The organism is Aquimarina litoralis, assembly GCF_039523995.1.
GTDB lineage: Bacteria > Bacteroidota > Bacteroidia > Flavobacteriales > Flavobacteriaceae > Aquimarina > Aquimarina litoralis.
In genome coordinates, this window is the sequence record NZ_BAAAGE010000001.1 from 937,042 (window position 1) to 957,284 (window position 20,243).

Genomic DNA, 20,243 nt, shown 5'->3' on the forward strand with positions numbered 1-20,243 from the left:
ATACAATGTCTATTAAATCATTTGGGGCAAAGATTTTTGCAAAACGTATTCGTAAAAAGATAGATAAATGGGCTAATAATCCAATAGAAACTCAAAAAAGAGTATTCGAAGAGTTATTAAAATCAGCAAGTAATACAGCTTTTGGTAGAGATCACAACTTTACCAAAATTCATACACATGATGATTTCGTAAAAGAAGTCCCAATCAGAGATTATGAACAGTTACGTCCGTATGTGGATAGAGTGGTAGCTGGTGAAGATGATATCTTATGGCCTGGAAAGCCTATTTATTTTGCAAAAACTTCGGGTACGACTAGTGGAGTAAAATATATTCCGTTGACTTCTGATTCCATGCCAACGCATATTAAGGCTGCCCGGAATGCCATTTTATGTTATATCGCAGAAAGTGGAAAAGCTTCTTTTGTAGATGGAAAAATGATATTTCTTCAAGGAAGTCCAGAGTTGGTAGAGAAAAACGGAATTAATTTAGGACGTCTATCAGGGATAGTAGCGCATTATGTTCCAAAATATCTTCAGAAGAATAGACTTCCAAGTTGGGAAACAAATTGCATCGATGATTGGGAATCAAAAGTTGACGCTATTGTAGAAGAGACTGCAAATGAGAATATGACAATCATTAGCGGAATTCCACCTTGGGTGCAGATGTATTTCGAAAAGTTGCAAAAGAAAACTGGAAAATCAATAGGTGAACTTTTTAAAAACTTCGAATTGTTTATTTATGGAGGAGTAAATTTTGAGCCCTATAAAGCTACTTTTGAAAAGTTGATAGGAAGAAAAGTGGCAAGTATCGAGTTATATCCTGCTTCAGAAGGTTTTTTTGCTTTTCAGGATGTTCAAGGCGAGAAGGGAATGTTACTTCAATTAGATTCAGGAATGTTTTATGAATTTATAAAGGCAGATGAGTTTTTCGAGGAAAACCCAAAAAGAATTACCATAGCAGATGTAGAGAAAGATATAAATTATGTGATGCTTATTTCTTCTAATGCAGGTTTATGGGCTTATAATATCGGCGATACAGTAATGTTTACTAGTACTTCACCGTACAGAGTTATCGTGTCTGGTAGAATTAAACATTTTATTTCGGCTTTTGGAGAACACGTGATCGGAAAAGAAGTAGAGCAAGCTATGAAAGAAGCTACTGAAGCTACAGGGGCTGTAATTAAAGAGTTTACGGTAGCGCCTCAGATTAACCCAAAGGATTCCGAATTACCATATCATGAATGGTTTATAGAGTTTCAAGAAAGTCCAAAAGATATAGCAGGACTAGAAATCCAAATAGACAATGCTTTACGCAAGCAAAACACCTATTACGATGATTTAATTACTGGAAATGTACTGAGAACATTAAAAGTTCGATCCGTACCAAAAGATGGTTTTAATGAGTATATGAAATCTATTGGAAAACTTGGTGGTCAGAACAAGTTACCTAGACTTTCTAATGATAGAAAGATTGCAGATTCCTTAATGACTGGTATAGGTAAATAAGTTATATATTTGTTAGGAAAAATTTTATGACAAATCTCAAATTAAAAGGAAGAACAAGAGCACAAGAAAGTTCAAGTGCCATAGAACGCATGTACATAACAATGCGACATCTATTTAATAGAGGTTTTTATAAACCAATGGGAGTTTCTGGAGATACTTTAAGAGAAGGATTACTGACACTTCGACCAGAAATATATGGTTCAGTTGCCGAAGAAAAGGTAGAATTAGATGGATTATTGTACGTTATTGATCGATTGCCAATAGGAATCGAAGAATGTCGTTATATTAATCTTACAAGTGAAGAAGGATATAAAAATTCTCATTTTAAACCAATTGTTCCACCAAAACGAAGAAGAAATTGCTACAGGATTGATGAGGAACAAATGAATATTGAGATCACTAGAGGAAGATCAGAAATATATGATATTCTTACACATCTTACTTTTCTATTCATAGAATCGCATAAAATCATGAATCGTGTAGTAATTAATGAAGAAGGAAATGTAACCAGAGATTGGGATAAATTAGAAAAAGCAGTCACTTCCAAAAAAGATCTTACGAAATCTGAACGTGAGGTAGTGCTCACCCATACAGCCAATATATTGGGAAGGACTTTTCAAGAAGTTACTTCGATTTACAATAGTTTTTCTTGTCCAGAAAATAAAGAGCGTTTTATACACATTATTTATTGGTTAGGTAAACTGGCTATAGATGAATCAGTAAACGAAAATAAAAGACTAGTAACCTTTACTCCTGTATTAAGAGAGCGTTTAGGGCATCATATTCATGGAGAACGATGGGCGAATACTATAAAAGGTAAATTACAAGAATTAAATTTAATAGATCGCCCTATACATATTATAAGTGCAAATATGCATAGTGTTATGAATACTATGTACGCTCCTTTAGCACTTAAAACAGAATTAAAAAACAAATCTACTTTTGATATCTACGAATTATTAAGCCAGGATAAGAATGATAAGCTTAGAGCTAAGGTAGAGAAACTAGCACTCCAGAAAGGAATGACTTTTCTAGAAGACGAAAGTGGAACCAATATTGATGTTCAAATTTTCGATACTTCCAAATATAGAAATGGTGTTTTTGAAACAAACGTTTCAAAAAAAGATAGTGAAAATATGCCCGTTATCATCGTAATGGATTACGCATTTGGAGAACAAGCATATGAAACAATGGATGAGCTTTTAAAACCCTTTGAACAATCAGAGAGTAGAAAATACTTAAATGTTAAATCTGTTTCCTTAATGGGAAAAGCAGGTATTCTAGAAGGAGGCAAAGGAGACATTATGATTCCGTCTGCTCATGTATTCGAAGGAACCGCAGACAATTATCCTTTTGACAACGGATTGAAAAAAGAAGATTTAGAAGGTCATGGAATAGATATTTACGAAGGAGCAATGATTACGGTTTTAGGAACCTCATTGCAGAATAGAGACATCCTGAAATTTTTTCATGAATCTACCTGGAACGTGATCGGTTTAGAAATGGAGGGTGCGCATTATCAAAAAGCGATACAATCTGCTTCAAAATTAAGAGGAAGTATCAGTTCTGATGTAAAAGTAAATTATGCATATTACGCTTCTGACAACCCTTTAGAAACAGGAAGTACCTTAGCATCTGGAGGATTAGGTACAACAGGAGTAAAACCTACATATCTAATTACTGAGAAAATATTAGAGCAAATATTTAAGAATCATTAAATGAATATAGAATCTACAGAAGAAGTTAATCTTAATTACATATTTAAGAAATTAGAGAAAGCATTTAAAGCATTTCTAAGAGTTTGTATTTCTATAGTTCAGTTTTACAAAAAGAAATGGTTGTTATTTCTGGGAATAGTAATTATTGGTTTTATTATAGGGTATATTTTGGATAGTAAATATGGGTATTCTAAAAAGTATACTCAGGAAATCATAATCGAACCAAAATACGAATTGAAGAAGTATATATATGATTTTGTAAACTCCTTGAATGATAGAATTAAGGAACCATCTTTTTTAGAAAATCTAAAGTTAGATAGTGACTTAGTAAAAGACCTTATATCAGTTGAAGTTACTCCTGTTATAAGAACAATGGATATCTTAGATAAACTGAATATTAGATATGAGAGTGAAGAAGATTTTCATGAAATTATTAAAGGGTATGATGCTAATATTTTAGAAAATGAAGCATATACTAACTTTTATAGATATCATAAGTTAACATTTAGTTTTAAAACTAATGATAGTAAGAATGAAATCCTTTCAAAAAAGATTCTAGAATATATAGAGTCTAACGTTTATTTTAATAAACTCCTTGCTCAGAACATTAAACAGACAGAAAAAAATTTAAAGAAGAATAAGGAAATATTAAAGTACTTAGATAACTATTTAGAGAAACTAAGTAAAGCGCCTCATAAACAAGGTAAAGATATCATTATGATAGGAGTTGAAAATGAATCTGAGTTATTACCTACTATTTCTACATTATTGGCTAGAAAACAAGAATTGTTAAATTCAATCACAAATCAAGAAAATATATTGGTATTTGATAGTGAACTATTTGATATCGTGGAAAGAGGTGAGATTGTTTTATTAAGAAAAGGTATATCAAGTAAGATGATGGTAAAAATTCCTGTACTGTTTTTCTTAATAGTATCATTTCTTTTTTTAATCAAAAATTTACCTAATAGGATAATACAATATATTAATAGTTAAAACTCTCGATACATTGCTAAAAGAAGTCATTTTAATAACGGGTGGAGCAGGGTTTATAGGATCCAATTATTTAAATCATAAATCTAATGAGAAAGAAATAAAGATTATCAATTTAGATAAACTTACGTATGCAGCTGATTTAAATAATATTGAGGTAGCTGATGATTGTGATTATACCTTTGTTAAGGGTGATATCTGTGATTTGAGTTTGCTAGAGAGAATTTTTGAAGAATATAACATCAACAAAGTAGTCCATTTTGCTGCAGAATCTCATGTTGATAATTCGATAGCGAATCCTGATGAATTCATACAAACAAATATTATAGGCACCTTCAATTTATTACAAGCGGCATTTAGGAATTGGATGGATGCACCTAACGTATTTAAAAAAGGAAAAGAAGACTGTAGGTTTTTACACGTTTCTACAGATGAGGTGTATGGTACTTTGGGAAAAACTGGCTTATTTACTGAAAAAACTTCTTATGCCCCTAATAGTCCATATAGCGCATCCAAGGCATCTTCGGACATGTTGGTCAGAAGTTACTTTCATACATATGGATTACCGGTAATTACAACAAATTGTTCCAATAACTATGGACCTAGACAGCATAAGGAAAAACTAATACCTACAATTATTAGAAAAGCGTTGGCTAAGGAGAATATTCCAATTTATGGAGATGGAAAAAACGTTAGAGATTGGCTATATGTTCTAGATCATTGCAAAGGAATTGATTTAGCATTGAAAATAGGAGAGCTTGGAGAAACCTATAATATTGGAGGGAAAAATGAACGAGAGAATATCTATATAGCCAAAACTATTTGTAAAATTCTAGATACAATAAAACCGCTAGAAGATAAAAGTTCTTATTTAGACCTTATTACTTTTGTGACTGATAGGCCAGGGCATGATTTTAGGTACGCAATTGATGCTTCTAAAATTGAAAACGAACTAGGATGGAATGCAAACGAAAATTTCGAATCTGGAATTGAAAAGACTATAAATTGGTACTTAGAAAAGTTTCGATAATATTTTAAAACCTATTTATCTATAATTATTTGGAAGATAAATAGAATAAAAGCACCTAAAATGAAAGGAATAATACTAGCAGGAGGTTCTGGAACACGATTACATCCGCTTACATTAGCAATTAGTAAGCAGTTGATGCCAGTATACGATAAACCAATGATTTATTATCCACTTTCTACATTAATGTCTGCAGGAATAAAAGAAATTCTAATTATTTCTACCCCATTGGATTTACCTCTATTTGAGAAATTATTAGGTGATGGTAAGAAGTATGGATGCGTTTTTGAGTATGCTGTACAAGAGCAACCTAACGGATTAGCAGAAGCATTTATTATAGGAGAAAATTTTATCGGAGATGATAAAGTAGCATTAATTTTAGGAGATAATATTTTTTACGGATCTGGGTTAGAAAAGCTTTTAGAAAGCAATAATAATCCCAATGGAGGTATTATTTATGCTTATCACGTGCAAGATCCAGAAAGATATGGTGTAGTGGATTTCGATAAGGAAGGAAATGCAATATCGATTGAAGAAAAACCAAAACTTCCAAAATCCAATTACGCTGTTCCAGGCATTTATTTTTATGACAATGAAGTTGTATCCATAGCAAAAAATATAAAACCAAGTAGTAGAGGAGAGTTAGAAATAACAGATGTCAATAATGCTTATTTGCAAAAAGGAAAACTTAAAGTAAGTATATTAGATAAAGGTACAGCATGGTTAGATACAGGAACATTTAATTCACTCATGCAAGCTTCTCAGTTTGTTCAAGTAATAGAAGAGCGTCAGGGGTTAAAAATAGGCGCCATAGAAGAAGTAGCATACAATAAAGGATTTATAACCAAAGCTCAGCTAGAAACGTTGGCTAAACCGTTAATAAAGAGTGGTTATGGGAAATATTTATTACAATTGGATTAAGTATGGAGATTGAGAAAACCCCTTTGGAAGGATGTTTTGTCTTAAAACCAAGGGTTTTTAAAGATGACAGAGGCTCTTTTTTTGAGAGTTTTAATTTAAGGACTTTTAAAAAAAGTACAGGCTTGGAGGTTGATTTTGTTCAGGATAATCAATCAATTTCCTCAAAAGGAGTATTAAGAGGTTTGCATTTTCAGAAAGGAGAATATGCACAAGCAAAGTTGGTTCGGGTAACTAAGGGTAATGTGTTAGACGTAGTGGTAGATTTAAGAAGGGATTCGACTACATTTGGGAATTACTTTTCCATAGAATTAAATGATCAAAACAATTATCAATTATTTGTTCCTAGAGGTTTTGCTCATGGATTTGTTGTGTTAAGCAATGAAGCTATATTTAACTATAAATGTGATAATTTTTATCATAAAGAATCAGAATCCGGAATTAGGTTTAATGATCCTGATCTTAACATTAATTGGAAATTAGATAAGAGAGAGGTTCTTTTGTCAGAAAAAGATCTAATTTTACCTTTTTTCAATGAACTTTTTTAGATATAATTTTTACATAACATAAAAGCACTTACATTTGCTTAGATTTTTATTTTTATAATAGATGAGTACCAAAGAAAACGCTTCGGAAGAAATAGACTTAGGACAATTATTTAAATTAATAGGTAGCGCGCTTAATAAATTATTCTTATTTATTGGAAAGGTTTTTAAGGGAATATTTCGTGGGATTATTCTTTTTCTTTTATTTATCCGAGTACATTTTTTAAAGTTTGTGTTAGCCGGTGCTGTTGGACTTGCCGTAGGTTGGGTTGTGGACTTTATGTCAAAACCGGTCTATCAGTCTTCTATGATTGTTGAACCAAACTTTAATAGTGCTCAACAACTATATAATAATATTGAATTTTATAATGAACTTGCCATAGAAGGAGATTTCAACAACCTAGCTGCAGCATTAAAAATCTCCAACCAAGAAGCTAGTAGTATTAGAGAAGTATCTATTGAATCTTTTACCGATGACAATCAAAAATTAAAACAATTCAGTGATTTTGTAGGAACTCTGGATAGTATCTCTAGAGTAAATTTGAGTTATAAAGAATATTTGGAGAATTTTAATAACATTAATGCTAAATTTCATAAAGTTATAATTAAATCATTAGATCCAAAAGTTGCTAAGAAATCTCAAAATGCTATAGTAAGATCAATTTCAAATAATGAATATTATAAATTACAAAAAAGTACGTATGATTTAAATCTCAAATTGGATGATTCTATAATTAGAAAGCAACTTGAAGAAGTTGACTCTCTAAAGTCTTTTTATCAAAAATTAAAATTACTAGATATTCAAAAAGAACAAGCCTCTTCTAATACTAGTATTAATTTAACTTCTGAGAATAATGATCTGGATAGGTCTGAAATTACGCTACTAAAAGAGTCCAAAACATTAAGCAAAGAAATATTAGCGATAAATAGTAGAAAAGCTAATACGAAGGAAATAATTAATGTTATTTCTAACTTTCCTGACAGGGCGGTATTGTTAAATGATCTTCTTACGCAAAAAAAAGTGTTATTGCCAATTCTTTTTATTGGATTAATGTTTTTGGTTTTAGTAGTACTAAGATTAAATAAATATTTGAAAAATTATAATCAATAGATTTTGATTAATCAATGAAGGTTCTAGTTACAGGTTCGAATGGTCAGTTGGGAAAATGTATTCGTTTATTAGGGAAAAATCATCCGAAGATTGATTTTTTTTTTAATACTTCTCAGGACTTAGATATTACTAAAAAAAATGTTCTAGAAGATTATTTTCTAAGAAATAATATTGATTACGTAATAAATTGTGCGGCATACACCAATGTAGAACAATCAGAAAAGGAACCTGAAAAAGCTATGTTGGTCAACGGATTAGCTGTGAAAAATATAGCTGAGGTTTGTCTAAAGTATGACGTTATTCTAATTCATATTTCTACAGATTACGTTTTTGACGGAAATACAGACATTCCTTACACTGAAGAAAATGTACCAAAACCTATTAATGAATATGGAAAATCGAAGTTATATGGAGAAAAATATATTCAAGAAATACAGGAAAAGTATTTTATAATTCGAACTTCTTGGTTGTACTCCCAATTTGGTAAAAACTTCTACAAAACAATATTGGAAAAGTCAAATACTCAACAGAAATTTACGATTACTACGGCAGAAAAGGGAACCCCTACAAATGCCAATGATTTAGCAAGTTTTTTACTTGGAATTATAGAGGAAAGAAGTGCGAATTATGGCATTTATCATTTTAGTAATCTCGGAGAGGCTACATGGTTTGATTTCGCTAAAGAAATTTTGAGGTTATCGAAGAAACTGGAAGGAATAAAACTTGAAAAAACCGATAATTACCCTACTTTTGCAAAACGTCCTGAATATAGCGTTTTAAGCAAGGAAAAAGCCATAAAAAAATTTGATGCAAAAATTTTGACTTGGCAAGAATCCTTAAAAGAATTAACGACGAATTAGAGTTATGTTATACCCATTAAAATTTCGACCAATTTTAAAAGAAAAAATATGGGGATGGGATATTTTGAAGGCATTATGGAATAAAACTTCAAAAAACAATAAAGAAGTTGAAACTTGGGAACTTTCAACTTTTAAAAATGAGATTCCGGATTTCAAGAATGTAAGTTCAAAAGGAGAAAATTTACTTAAAAGAGATAAAATCAAAAAATGTGGTTCGTATTCTAGAAGAGTAAATAAGAAACGCACCATTGGCAAAGGAATACTTATCGAAGATATTCAACAAACTTTAAATATTACCTATCACTTTAACAATGGAAGGCAAAAAACACCCTTGAAAATACCGCGGCAATAGAATTTCTTGAGATCTGATTAAATAAATAGAGATGAGTAAGATAGTAAACGTAATACTTAGTGGAGGTTCAGGAACTAGACTTTGGCCATTATCAAGAAAAAGCAAACCAAAACAGTTTCTAAAAATTTTTAATGATCAATCACTATTTCAACATACAATAAAAAGGAATACATCATTGGTGGATGACTTCTTACTAATTACTAATAAAGATCAGATAGTAGAAGCAGCGGAACAAACTAAGGAAATTGATCAAAATTTTTCTAAAGTAATTATAGAACCAGTAGGAAGAAATACAGCTCCAGCAATCGCCTTAGCTGCTTTTAGTTTAGAAGCCGAAGACATATTATTTGTGACTCCATGTGATCACATGATTCCCGATGATGATATTTATAGATTAAATTATAACAAGGCTATAGAATTAGCTCGAAAAGGGAATTTAGTTACTTTTGGAATTAAACCGTATGGGCCTGATACAGGTTTTGGATACATTGAATATGAAAACGAAAATGTGATAAGTTTTAGAGAAAAACCGGATTATAAAACAGCTAAAACATTTTTCGAGTCAGGACAGTTCTTGTGGAATAGCGGAATGTTCTGCTTTAAGGCAGAGGTTTTTCTTGAAGAGCTTCAAAAATATAATCCAGCAATTTTTGAAAAAAGTAAGGAAGCTTTTTTTTCTATTAAGGAAGGATATGTAGGAGAGAAAGAAATGCTAGCAATTCCTGAGGATAGTATTGACTACGCTGTTTTCGAAAAAAGTAAAAAGATTAAAACAGTACCATCAAGTTTTGACTGGACTGATCTAGGAACGTTTGATTCGTTGATCACTTATGTACAGAAAAATATCAATGAAGTGGATTGTATTAATAAAATAGATGGTGTTGATACAACCAATTCTTTTTTTGTCGGCACTAAGAAAGCTTTCGGAATTAAGGTTTCGGATTTAATTGTTGTAGATACTGATGATTGTATTTTGATAATGAATGCAGGACAAAGTCAGCAAGTGAAAGCATTATATAATGAGGTTAAAGAAAAAAATAAAGAGTTAATAAACTAATTTAGAAATGAAAAAAGCATTAATTACTGGTATTACGGGTCAGGATGGTTCGTTTTTAGCAGAATTTCTAATAGAAAAGGGATATGAAGTTCATGGTATTATTAGAAGAAGTTCATCCTTTAATACAGAAAGAATAGAACATTTATATATTGATGAGCTAATTAGGGATCTGCATTCCAAAAGAAAGCTGAAGCTGCATTATGGTGATATGACAGACTCTTCGAATTTGATTAGATTAGTTCAGCAAATTCGCCCGGATGAAATTTATAATTTAGCGGCGCAATCTCATGTAAAAGTTTCTTTTGATTTACCAGAATATACGGCCGAAACCGATGCCGTTGGAACACTTAGATTGTTAGAGGCAGTTAGGATATGTGGTCTTGAAAAAACCACAAGAATATACCAAGCATCAACTTCTGAGTTATACGGTAAAGTTAGAGAAATACCTCAAAAAGAAACTACACCATTTCACCCTAGGTCACCTTACGGAGTTGCAAAAATTTATGCGTTTTGGATTACCAAAAACTATAGAGAATCATATGATATGTTCGCAGTTAATGGAATCTTATTTAATCACGAATCTGAGAGAAGAGGTGAAACGTTTGTAACCAGAAAAATAACTCTTGCTGCTGCAAGAATTGCTGAGGGAACTCAAGAAAAGTTATATCTAGGAAACCTAAATTCCCTTAGAGATTGGGGATATGCAAAAGATTATGTTGAATGTATGTGGTTAATGTTGCAACACGATACTCCTGAAGACTTTGTTATTGCAACCGGAGTACAGCATTCTGTTAGATATTTTTCCGAGCTTGCTTTTAAAGAAGCGGGTATAGATATCGAATGGCAAGGAGAAGGTATTGATGAAAAAGGTATTTGTAAGAAAACTGGCAAAGTATTGATTGAGGTAGATCCAAAATATTTTAGACCTGCAGAGGTTGAAACATTATTAGGAGATCCAACGAAAGCAAAAAGTATGCTAAATTGGAACCCTAATAGAACTTCGTTAGAAGAGTTGGTTAAGATCATGATGAAAAATGATATCCAATTGGCAAAGAGAGAACATTCAATAAAAAAATCATTCGATTAATATTATATATAATATGCGTTATACACTATCAGATAATACTTGGGACAATAAAGAGTATGAAGCTCTTCAGGAAGTTATCGATTCCGGGTTTTTCTCAATGGGAGAAAAAGTAAAAGCGTTTGAAGAAGCTTTTGCAAAGAAATTTAACGTTGAATATGCGGTTATGTCTAACTCTGGGTCATCTGCGAACTTGTTGGCGATAGCAGCTTTGGTCTACTCAAATAAACTAAAAAAAGGAGACGAAGTTATTGTTCCCGCTGTTTCTTGGAGTACAACTTATTATCCATTGTCGCAACATAATCTAAAACTTAAGTTTGTTGATATTGATCGAGATACGCTTAATATAGATATTAATAAACTCGAGGAAGCAATTACTCCTAATACTAAGGCTATTTTTGCAGTAAATTTATTAGGAAATCCAAATGATTTTGATGCACTACAGAGAATATGTGACCAGCACAATTTGATCTTGGTTGAAGATAATTGCGAGTCAATGGGAGCAAATTATAAAAACAAGCCTCTAGGAACTATAGGAACGTTAGGAACCTTTTCTACATTTTATTCTCATCATATATGTACCATGGAAGGAGGAGTTACCGTAACCAATGATAAAGAACTATATCATTATATGTTATCCATTAGATCTCATGGTTGGACTCGTCATTTACCCGATGATAGTGATATATATACCAAAAAAGATGATAGTTTTTATGAGAGTTTTAATTTCATTATGCCAGGCTACAATTTAAGGCCTATAGAAATGGAAGGCGCTTTAGGAATTGAACAGTTAAAAAAGCTAGATACCATTATTGATCAGCGTAGAGAAAATGCTAAATATTTTAAAGAACAAATAAAAGATCTAGAAGGTTATATAACTCAGGATGAAATTGAAAGTAGTTCCTGGTTTGGATTTGCTATTTTGATGTCTGGAAAAAATAAAGGAAAACGAGCAGAGCTTATAAAGGTGTTAGATGCAGCTGGGATTGATGTACGACCAATTGTAGCAGGTAATTTTACCAGAAACAGAGCAATTGAGTATATGGATTACGAAATATCTGGAAATTTAGAAAATGCCGATTACATACATGAAGAAGGTTTTTTTGTTGGCAATCACTCCAAAAATAACTTTGATCATATTGATAAATTGATCAGCTGTTTGAAAGATTTTAATAAATAATTAAGCGCCTAACTTGTGCCTAAAGAACATTTTAAAATTTTATTCTTTGGTATTTTTTCATCGATATTTCTTTCTGCAGTAGGACAAGAAATAAAAATAGACTCTGTCTATGTTGGAAATTCAAAGATTGAATTAAAAAATAGCATTGAGTGGACTTATGAAAAGGGAGATACTTTACATTTTTTTATTGTAAAAAAAGAACCTAGCGAGTTAACTGATTACAAAAGAGATACATTTAGCTTTGTTGTTGAAAATGTATCTAATTTAGGCAACAAGTTTGAAGTGCTATTTGGTGGTAAAGACAATAAACCTGTCTTTTCTTTTGAGTTTAACAATAATTTTATTGGTAAACGAAGGGTTATTAGAAGCTTTAGATACGATATGAACAAAACTAATATAAAAGATGTCGTTTCTAGAATAAGTATCGTTACCAAGGAATCAGAAGGAGCAATAAGATTTATATTACCTCTATTACATACAGCAAGGTCTCAAAAAAGAATAAAAACAAATTACAACAATGGAGTAAAAGGTTTTTATAGTGATACTACATATCATTATTATTACAATAAGTCTATTGATGATCATTCACAAGAAAAAAGTACGGATGAGTATGATTATCTGAAGAAAAGATATCTAGACATAATTTATGGATATATTCCAGGAGTTGATTGTAATACTGAACCTAAAATAAAGACGGTAAAAGAGGATGTAATCAATCGTTTAAAGGATTTACTGAAAAACAATAAAATTCTTACACCTGAGAATGTTGGGTTGGATATATCTTTAATTTCTAAAGCTTTACATTACAATAATGGACAAAATTCGAAGCGTAGTGTCGAAATAATTTCCCAGATAATTGAACAAGTTTTTTATAATGGGTTTAGCGATAATACTCAGGATTTATATGGTCAACATAAAATTAGGGAGTATTTTCAGTCTTTGTTATTGACATATCCTTATTTGAATGATAAAGCACAGAATTTAGTAAAGAAAACTTTGAAATGGCATTTAAAAATAAATTCCATTTTGGAAGAAAATCCGAGAGTTGAACCAACAACGTCAGACTTAATCAGGAATAGGTATTTTTACATGCTTGGATATATTCTAGTGATTGAAAAAAACAAAAGTCTTTACCTTAGTAAATTCTCAGACCATTTGTCTTTTCTATTATTGAGTTCAAACTTTAATTCATGGTTAAAAAGAGATGGATCAACATTTCACCATAAATCTCATAATATTCCTTATGCCTATTCTCTAAATGATCTGAAGCTTATTTTAGAGATTTTAAATGGCACTAAATATGAATTGGAAGAACAAGAACTGAATAAATTCGCAGATGCTGTCATATCTACATTTGTGATGTCTAAAAACAATTATTATACAAATAATATAAGCGGAAGACATCCATTTGATACTGAAAATCCTGTTTGTCTAAAATCGTTAGAATCTTTATTACATTTTAACATTGACAATGAAAAGAAAAAGCTTGTCAAAAAAATATTAGAAGACGGCAATAATTTGGAAGGTTTTTGGGCTTTTAATTATAGCAATTTGGCTATATATAAAAAAAACAACTTTCATATTGCAGCCAAAGGTTTTTCTAAGATTTTTTGGGGATCAGAAATTTATAAAGAAGAAAATAGATATGGAAGATATCAGGGATATGGAACCTTGGATATCATAGGTAATGAAGGGTTTGAGAAAAGTGGATTTTCGCACAAAGGTTGGGATTGGAATAGGCCTCCAGGTTCGACGACTATAATTCTTCCTTGGGAAACATTAGAACCAAGCAAAAGCAGGGTAGATGAATATTCTGAAAAGAATTTTGCAGGGGCATTATCATATGGCGAGATAGATGAATTAGAAGTAAGAAAAGCAGGAGTTTTTGGTTTTGATTTTGAAGAAAAATTAAGTTCAAGTCATCATAATACTTCATTTAACTTTAAAAAATCATATCATTTTTTTGACGATTTTGTTGTTGCTTTGGGAAGTAATATAAATGCAGATACAGATGAATATGAAGTAAATACCAATATACTTCAAAAAAAGTCTTTTGTCTCTAGCAAATTATATGTTAATGATATTTTGATAAAACAAAATGATAGTCTAAGTTTTAAAAATGAAACACATGGTAATTTGATAATAAGTGGCGCAAAGGAATCTTATATTTTGTTTGATTATAATGAATTAGTGATTTCGTTATCAAATCAGGGTTCATATCTTGATGATAAAACAGAGTATAATTATGATATTTTCTACAATGCACGTATCAACCATGGAAAATCCCCTAAAAACAATGGTTATGAATATATGATTCTTTTAAAAGAGTTGGATTATAGCGGTTTTAGGAAAAATTATAATCTTTTACAGGAAAAGCCATATATGGTATTACAAAAGGATAAAAAAGCACATATAATCCATATAAATAGGGCGAAAAGGTTTAATTATGTGATTTTTGAGCCTTATCTTTCTAGGCTTGAAAATGATGTTTTATTGTCAACGTCTTTAAGTGCTTTAGTATCTGCAAAAATCAACGAAACGGTGGTTGAAGTTTCTGTAGCTGTTCCTTCGATCAAATTTAACAAAGATAACGGAGTAAAAGAAGAGGAGATTTTACTAAAATTCAAAGGAAAATATAAAGTAAGAAATAACGAAAAAATAGATGTCTCTTATGATTTGGATAATAATACGATTGTAAAACTATTATGTTCTGAAGGTAGAGAGTCTCACTTTAAATTGGAAAATTACTAAAAGAATAAAAGGTCGATGAATATCAATTCAAAAATTTATGTTGCAGGGCACAATGGAATGGTTGGATCTGCTATTATAAGGCAGTTAAAAAAAGAAGGCTATACCAATATTGTAGTTAGAAGCTCTTCAGAACTTGATCTGAAAAATCAAAAAGCGGTTAATGACTTCTTTATTGAAGAACATCCAGAATATGTTTTTTTAGCGGCAGCCAAAGTCGGTGGTATTGGTGCAAATATTGAGAATCCAGCAATCTTTTTGTATGATAATTTAATGATCAATTCAAATGTTATACATGCAGCTTATCAAAGCAAAGTAAAGAAGCTATTGTTTTTAGGAAGTTCCTGTATTTATCCAAGATTGAGTTCTCAACCTATGAAAGAGGATTATTTGTTAGACGGCAAACTTGAACCTACAAATGAAGGGTATGCTTTGGGTAAGATTATTGGGATAAAATTATGTGAATATTATCAAAAGCAGTACGGATGTAATTTTACTTCTGCAATGCCACCTAATTTATATGGAGAAAATGACAATTTTAGTCCAGAACATTCACATGTAATTGCAGCTTTAATACGAAAATTTCATGAAGGTAAAGTACAAAAAAGTAAAGAAGTAATTATTTGGGGTACAGGTAGTGCCAAAAGAGAATTTCTATATGTTGATGATGCAGCAGAGGCTTGTTTATTCTTGATGAAAAATTACAACACCTCTGATCATATTAATATTGGCTCTGGTGAGGATATTAGTATATATGACCTTGCAATTGTCATTAAGGATGTTGTAGGGTATGAAGGAGAAATTGTAAAAGACACTAGTAAACCTGATGGCATGCCTAGGAAGCTAATGGATAATTCAAGAATTGCTAGTCTAGGATGGAATCATAAAATAAGCCTAAAAGAAGGGATTAGAAAGACATATAAGTTTTTTCTGGAAACGTACAATTAAAAAAATAAATTCTTAAACACCTAATTAGTTATGAGAGTACTTCATTTTATTTTAATGATCGTTACTGTTAGCTTTTTATCTTGCAAGGATGATACAATTCATCAAGTATATCAACCAAATGCCGAGGATGGAAAGGATGCTGTAATTTCTGAAGCTTATGGAAATAGAAATTATTCGAAACTTGATAAACTTCATCTATTATCCTTAACCGTTCAAGATACAATTGATAATGATAGTAGATTTTTATTAAGGATAGGTTTTTCAAACATTCCTCAAGAAGCTATTATCGATTCTGCGTTTATTCACTTATCAGCCATCGAACCTGGTCATTTTGGAAAGAATAATGCTTTTCGAGTAGAGGTTATTAAACAAGCATGGAGAAATGATGAAGTAAATTGGGATAATCAACCAAAGACATACAATGAAACTCATATCTCTGTACCTGCAACAGATGATAAATTAAAAAATCAAAAAATTGATGTAACTAAATTTGTATCCGATGTTATTAAAAACAAAAGACCTAATATGGGATTACTTTTTAGGTTAGAAAGTGAAGAAAAGCCTTACAAAGGTGTTAGGTTTTATTCAAGCAATACAAAAGAAGAGTCTAAAAGACCTAAATTAGAAGTTTATTACAAGTTATAATCAAATTCAGTTGAAGACATCAATTTTCCTTGCAAAGTGATCAGATGAAAAGAAATATTTTTAATAAGGAAAAGGCAGTATTTCTTTCAGAAAAAGTGCCTTTTTTTTTGTTTTGCTTTATATGTTTACTACCGATACTTGAGGTCACTCTTGTTTCTAAAGGATTGTTATTCTTTTTTGCGACAGGTATATTATTAAAATATAAAACCGGATTTAAAAATTTAACCAATATTCCTAAAAAACATTTGATTATAAATGTTGCTTTCTATGTATTATTAATCATTACTATATTGTATTCATTTGATACGAAACAAGGTTCAAAAGCTATAGTAAGACAATTGAGTCTTTTCCTTTTTCCTTTTATTATATTTTATTTTTTGGATCTATCTAAAAAGCAAATCATACAGTTGGCAAAGGTTTTTGTTTTTGCCAACGTTATTTCTTCTCTATATCTCATTATATATGTGATTAATTATTATGGAATAGATAACATTGATGGAGTATTGTCATTTTATTCTGGTTTGGATTTTAGATCGGCTATAGAAACAGATTCTTATAAAGAATGGCATCCCGCTTATATTGGGGCCTTTATCATGGCCAGTATATTGATATTAATACATGGGATTTACAGTACTACCAGTAAAAAAGTAAAACTGTCTAACGTGGGGCTAATTGTTTTTTTCATTAGCATGCTATTGCTTCTAAACTCAAGAACCGCATTCTACTCTCTAATAATAATAACTCCAATACAGTTGTTATTAGAAACCAAATCGCTAAAAAATAAAATTGTCATGTTTCTTGTCTACCTGGTTTGTATTGGTGTTTTAGGGTATTTTGTTGTAAACGAATATAGTTTGTATTACCGATTATTATTACAAATCGAAAAGGCTTATGATTGGTTAATAACAGGCGAAATTCTTGAAGTGGCTGTAGACCCAAGATATTATATTTATCAATGTAATTATGAGCTTTTTCTCGAAAAACCTTGGTTAGGTTATGGAATAGGGGATATACAATATAATTTGAATAATTGCTATCTTGATAATGAGTATTTTAAATTATATAACAATGAATTTAATTCTCATAGCAATTATTTCTTTCTACTACTCTCGGGTGGTATTCTGATCTTAGGTTCTTTCCTATTTTTAATTATTCATAATATAAGACATAGTATTCGCAATAAAGACTATCTATTTTTTTCATTTTTGATATTGTTTCTTTTAGTCGGCATTTCTGAGAGTTTTTTGGTGCGATTAAATGGAATTCTCTTTTTTTCGATATTTAATTCTGTTTTGTACTATAGAAATCAAATCCTAAAAAAACAAGATTGCCTCAGATGAGCATAAAGAATAATTTATATAATATATTTGGAGGAGCAGGAAGGGCTGTAATTTTTCTATTCACCATACCGCTGATGGTAAATTATATGGGAGTAGAAAAATTTGGTATTTGGGCATTAATTACCTCAGTTGGTCACTTTGCATTGTTGTTGGATGTGGGTATAGCTTCCACTACAATGCACTTTGTTTCTAGAATTAACTCTTTTAAAAACTCTTCGAGAAGAATTGAAGAAACAAACAATATAGTTCCCGTACTATTTGGTATCAATACTGTTTTTGCTGCTATAATATCTTTCGTTTTTATTTTCTTCACAGAAAGCGTAGCTACCTTCTTCTTGTCTAAAAATTTGATAAATGATTCTTTGCTTTTAGCTATTAAAGGAATTGGTTTGTATTCTTCAACCGTGCTCACGCAACATTTTTTTTCAGGAATAATTCAAGCTAATAATCAGTTTTTGCTGGTTAACATTATCAAATTTTTTAATATCCTTACAACCAACGTAGGTCTGTTAGTTTTGAGTTATCTTAAGAAAGATTTCTATATTCTTTCATTTTACATGTTTTCTGTTAGCTTTATTATTCTTGCGGTCTATGTGTTTTTAGCCTCTAAAAAGATCAATTTTTTAAACATAAAACCTGTTTTTAGAGCAGAAAAAATCAAAGAGATTTTTACATATTGTGGAGCAACCTGGTTAGGATATTTAGGAGGTGTTCTATTTACCCAATTAGATAAAATTATCGTAGGAAAAGTGTCTAATGAACAGATCGTAGGAGTATATGCTGCAATTATTTCCATCACTAGTTATATAAGTTCTATAGCTACGGTCGGTTTGCAACCTATTATTCCAAAGCTAACTCAGTTATGGGTAGGAATAAAAGAAAAAAGGAAAGAATTTGTTGAAGAGTATAAATTGGCTTATCAATTTAATACGTTTATTGTTATTTTCATGTCTTTGTTTTTGCTGGTGGCATTTAAACCATTATTGACCTTAGTGATGAAGATAGACATTAATGTATATCCAGAAGCCGTTTTAGGGTTTCAATTGGCGATTATTATTTACGCATTAAACTCTTTAAGCGTACCTGGATTTTATACTTTAATGGCAATTAAGAAAACTAAACATTTGGGAAAATGGCAAATAACAGGAGCTGTATTTGCATTATTAAGTATTTATTTTTTAGGTAAAGAATATGGTCTATATGGTGTAATTCTAGGTAATTTTGGTTTGATTATTACAGTTATTTTTAACAATATTACCTCAAGAATTGTTACCGAGAATTCCTTTAGATGGGTTCGATTTATATATCAGCCACTTTTAATTTTTCTTTTTGTAATCGTCTTGAAGTTTATCTTTAATAACATCTATTTAGATGTATTGATTACGATCATTGCTTTGGGCTTATTGGTGGCATGGTTTCTAAATCAGCATAAGGAAATTTATTTAAAAATTAAGAAAATCATAGGAAAGTAGTACTTAATGGGATATTTGAGTAAAATAAAATCAATATTGTGTTCAAAATCGTTTTGGTGGATTCTGATTTTAACGTTTTTGCTCTACGGTTTTTCGTATAGATTTCCATTAATATTTTATATAGCTCCTTTATCGGTATTTATAGTTTACTTTCTGCTTAATTTTAGGAAGAAGTTGTCATTATCCTTAGACGCGGTGATTTTGTTTTTTCTAATGGCTGTTTTTGCCATTTTATTGTTTGTAGGAGGTGTTGTTCATTTAGATTTTGATATTAGAGTAAAAACGACCACTTATGTTCTTTTGTTTCTTTTCCCATTATTTCTAATTTTTTATAATGAGATCAAAAAAAACCCAATACAAGTCACTAAAAGGAATTTACTTTTTTCATATTTCCTAATTAGTATTTTACTAATGACACTTTATTTTAATGGATTTATTGCAAGTAATCGTTACCAACATGTAGGTAATGCCATTGGAGCTACAAGTATTTTATTTTTTACACTGAAAAACAAAAAAATGAAATGGGTTTTATCCCTAATTTGGATATTTTTTCTATTATTAGTTGGTTCAAGACAAGCTTTAGTGGGCTTATTATTCTCTGGTTTAATATACATATTCGTTTCAAATTATAAAGTATTTATAACTTTTATTGTATCGTGTTTTCTAATTCTATTGAATAAGGATTTTCTTCTAAAGAATATATATGTGCTTGCTACAAAGTACAATGCCGTAACCATAAA

At 30.6% G+C, this 20,243-nt stretch carries 17 protein-coding genes; all 17 read left to right on the plus strand.

Going from position 1 to position 20,243, the window contains the following annotated elements:
- Nucleotides 1-5: 5 nt before the first annotated feature.
- Nucleotides 6-1,505: a GH3 auxin-responsive promoter family protein gene (locus tag ABD077_RS03600; protein ID WP_343910582.1), complete on the plus strand. Its 1,500-nt coding sequence runs from the start codon at nt 6-8 to the stop codon at nt 1,503-1,505.
- A gap of 26 nt (nt 1,506-1,531) precedes the next feature.
- Nucleotides 1,532-3,223 (plus strand): DUF6909 family protein, encoded by a 1,692-nt coding sequence (locus tag ABD077_RS03605; RefSeq protein WP_343910584.1) that lies wholly within the window; start codon nt 1,532-1,534, stop codon nt 3,221-3,223.
- On the plus strand, nt 3,224-4,219 hold the full coding sequence (locus tag ABD077_RS03610; RefSeq protein WP_343910586.1) for a hypothetical protein: 996 nt from the start codon (nt 3,224-3,226) through the stop codon (nt 4,217-4,219).
- A gap of 13 nt (nt 4,220-4,232) precedes the next feature.
- Complete coding sequence (gene rfbB / locus ABD077_RS03615) at nt 4,233-5,246, plus strand: dTDP-glucose 4,6-dehydratase (protein WP_343910588.1); 1,014 nt, start codon at nt 4,233-4,235, stop codon at nt 5,244-5,246.
- Nucleotides 5,247-5,306: 60 nt separating this feature from the next.
- Nucleotides 5,307-6,164 (plus strand): glucose-1-phosphate thymidylyltransferase RfbA, encoded by an 858-nt coding sequence (rfbA, locus tag ABD077_RS03620; protein WP_343910589.1) that lies wholly within the window; start codon nt 5,307-5,309, stop codon nt 6,162-6,164.
- Between the two features lie 2 nt (nt 6,165-6,166).
- A complete protein-coding gene (gene rfbC / locus ABD077_RS03625; protein ID WP_343910590.1) occupies nt 6,167-6,709 on the plus strand; it encodes a dTDP-4-dehydrorhamnose 3,5-epimerase in 543 nt (180 codons plus the stop codon).
- Between the two features lie 61 nt (nt 6,710-6,770).
- Nucleotides 6,771-7,817, plus strand: coding sequence for a YveK family protein (locus ABD077_RS03630; RefSeq protein ID WP_343910591.1), 1,047 nt, complete (start codon nt 6,771-6,773; stop codon nt 7,815-7,817).
- 14 nt (nt 7,818-7,831) lie between these two features.
- Nucleotides 7,832-8,677 carry a dTDP-4-dehydrorhamnose reductase gene (gene rfbD, locus ABD077_RS03635; RefSeq protein WP_343910593.1) on the plus strand — a complete coding sequence of 282 codons (846 nt, stop codon included), beginning with the start codon at nt 7,832-7,834 and terminating at the stop codon, nt 8,675-8,677.
- 4 nt (nt 8,678-8,681) lie between these two features.
- Complete coding sequence (locus ABD077_RS03640) at nt 8,682-9,029, plus strand: hypothetical protein (RefSeq protein ID WP_343910595.1); 348 nt, start codon at nt 8,682-8,684, stop codon at nt 9,027-9,029.
- 31 nt (nt 9,030-9,060) lie between these two features.
- Entirely contained in the window at nt 9,061-10,086 is a 1,026-nt protein-coding gene (locus ABD077_RS03645) for a mannose-1-phosphate guanylyltransferase (protein WP_343910597.1), read from the plus strand.
- Between the two features lie 7 nt (nt 10,087-10,093).
- On the plus strand, nt 10,094-11,173 hold the full coding sequence (gene gmd / locus ABD077_RS03650) for a GDP-mannose 4,6-dehydratase (protein WP_343910599.1): 1,080 nt from the start codon (nt 10,094-10,096) through the stop codon (nt 11,171-11,173).
- A 13-nt stretch (nt 11,174-11,186) separates the two neighbouring features.
- On the plus strand, nt 11,187-12,350 hold the full coding sequence (locus tag ABD077_RS03655; protein WP_343910601.1) for a DegT/DnrJ/EryC1/StrS family aminotransferase: 1,164 nt from the start codon (nt 11,187-11,189) through the stop codon (nt 12,348-12,350).
- Nucleotides 12,351-12,365: 15 nt separating this feature from the next.
- A complete protein-coding gene (locus tag ABD077_RS03660; RefSeq protein ID WP_343910603.1) occupies nt 12,366-15,101 on the plus strand; it encodes a polysaccharide lyase family 8 super-sandwich domain-containing protein in 2,736 nt (911 codons plus the stop codon).
- A gap of 15 nt (nt 15,102-15,116) precedes the next feature.
- Nucleotides 15,117-16,046, plus strand: a complete 930-nt coding sequence (locus tag ABD077_RS03665) for a GDP-L-fucose synthase family protein (protein ID WP_343910605.1) — start codon at nt 15,117-15,119, stop codon at nt 16,044-16,046.
- Between the two features lie 30 nt (nt 16,047-16,076).
- On the plus strand, nt 16,077-16,691 hold the full coding sequence (locus ABD077_RS03670; protein WP_343910607.1) for a DNRLRE domain-containing protein: 615 nt from the start codon (nt 16,077-16,079) through the stop codon (nt 16,689-16,691).
- A gap of 44 nt (nt 16,692-16,735) precedes the next feature.
- Nucleotides 16,736-18,031, plus strand: a complete 1,296-nt coding sequence (locus ABD077_RS03675) for an O-antigen ligase family protein (protein ID WP_343910609.1) — start codon at nt 16,736-16,738, stop codon at nt 18,029-18,031.
- Nucleotides 18,028-19,503, plus strand: coding sequence for an oligosaccharide flippase family protein (locus ABD077_RS03680; RefSeq protein WP_343910611.1), 1,476 nt, complete (start codon nt 18,028-18,030; stop codon nt 19,501-19,503). The genes ABD077_RS03675 and ABD077_RS03680 overlap by 4 nt, the downstream gene beginning before the upstream one ends.
- The last annotated feature ends 740 nt before the right edge of the window (nt 19,504-20,243 follow it).

Excerpts from the sequence above, each read along its gene's own strand:
- ABD077_RS03665 (WP_343910605.1), top strand. The coding sequence starts at position 15,117 with ATGAATATCAATTCAAAAATTTATGTTGCAGGGCACAATGGAATGGTT.
- ABD077_RS03610 (WP_343910586.1), top strand. The coding sequence starts at position 3,224 with ATGAATATAGAATCTACAGAAGAAGTTAATCTTAATTACATATTTAAG.
- ABD077_RS03640 (WP_343910595.1), top strand. The coding sequence starts at position 8,682 with ATGTTATACCCATTAAAATTTCGACCAATTTTAAAAGAAAAAATATGG.
- ABD077_RS03655 (WP_343910601.1), top strand. The coding sequence starts at position 11,187 with ATGCGTTATACACTATCAGATAATACTTGGGACAATAAAGAGTATGAA.
- rfbC (WP_343910590.1), top strand. The coding sequence starts at position 6,167 with ATGGAGATTGAGAAAACCCCTTTGGAAGGATGTTTTGTCTTAAAACCA.
- gmd (WP_343910599.1), top strand. The coding sequence starts at position 10,094 with ATGAAAAAAGCATTAATTACTGGTATTACGGGTCAGGATGGTTCGTTT.
- ABD077_RS03670 (WP_343910607.1), top strand. The coding sequence starts at position 16,077 with ATGAGAGTACTTCATTTTATTTTAATGATCGTTACTGTTAGCTTTTTA.
- ABD077_RS03630 (WP_343910591.1), top strand. The coding sequence starts at position 6,771 with ATGAGTACCAAAGAAAACGCTTCGGAAGAAATAGACTTAGGACAATTA.
- ABD077_RS03645 (WP_343910597.1), top strand. The coding sequence starts at position 9,061 with ATGAGTAAGATAGTAAACGTAATACTTAGTGGAGGTTCAGGAACTAGA.
- rfbD (WP_343910593.1), top strand. The coding sequence starts at position 7,832 with ATGAAGGTTCTAGTTACAGGTTCGAATGGTCAGTTGGGAAAATGTATT.
- ABD077_RS03605 (WP_343910584.1), top strand. The coding sequence starts at position 1,532 with ATGACAAATCTCAAATTAAAAGGAAGAACAAGAGCACAAGAAAGTTCA.
- rfbA (WP_343910589.1), top strand. The coding sequence starts at position 5,307 with ATGAAAGGAATAATACTAGCAGGAGGTTCTGGAACACGATTACATCCG.
- ABD077_RS03680 (WP_343910611.1), top strand. The coding sequence starts at position 18,028 with ATGAGCATAAAGAATAATTTATATAATATATTTGGAGGAGCAGGAAGG.
- ABD077_RS03675 (WP_343910609.1), top strand. The coding sequence starts at position 16,736 with ATGAAAAGAAATATTTTTAATAAGGAAAAGGCAGTATTTCTTTCAGAA.
- ABD077_RS03600 (WP_343910582.1), top strand. The coding sequence starts at position 6 with ATGTCTATTAAATCATTTGGGGCAAAGATTTTTGCAAAACGTATTCGT.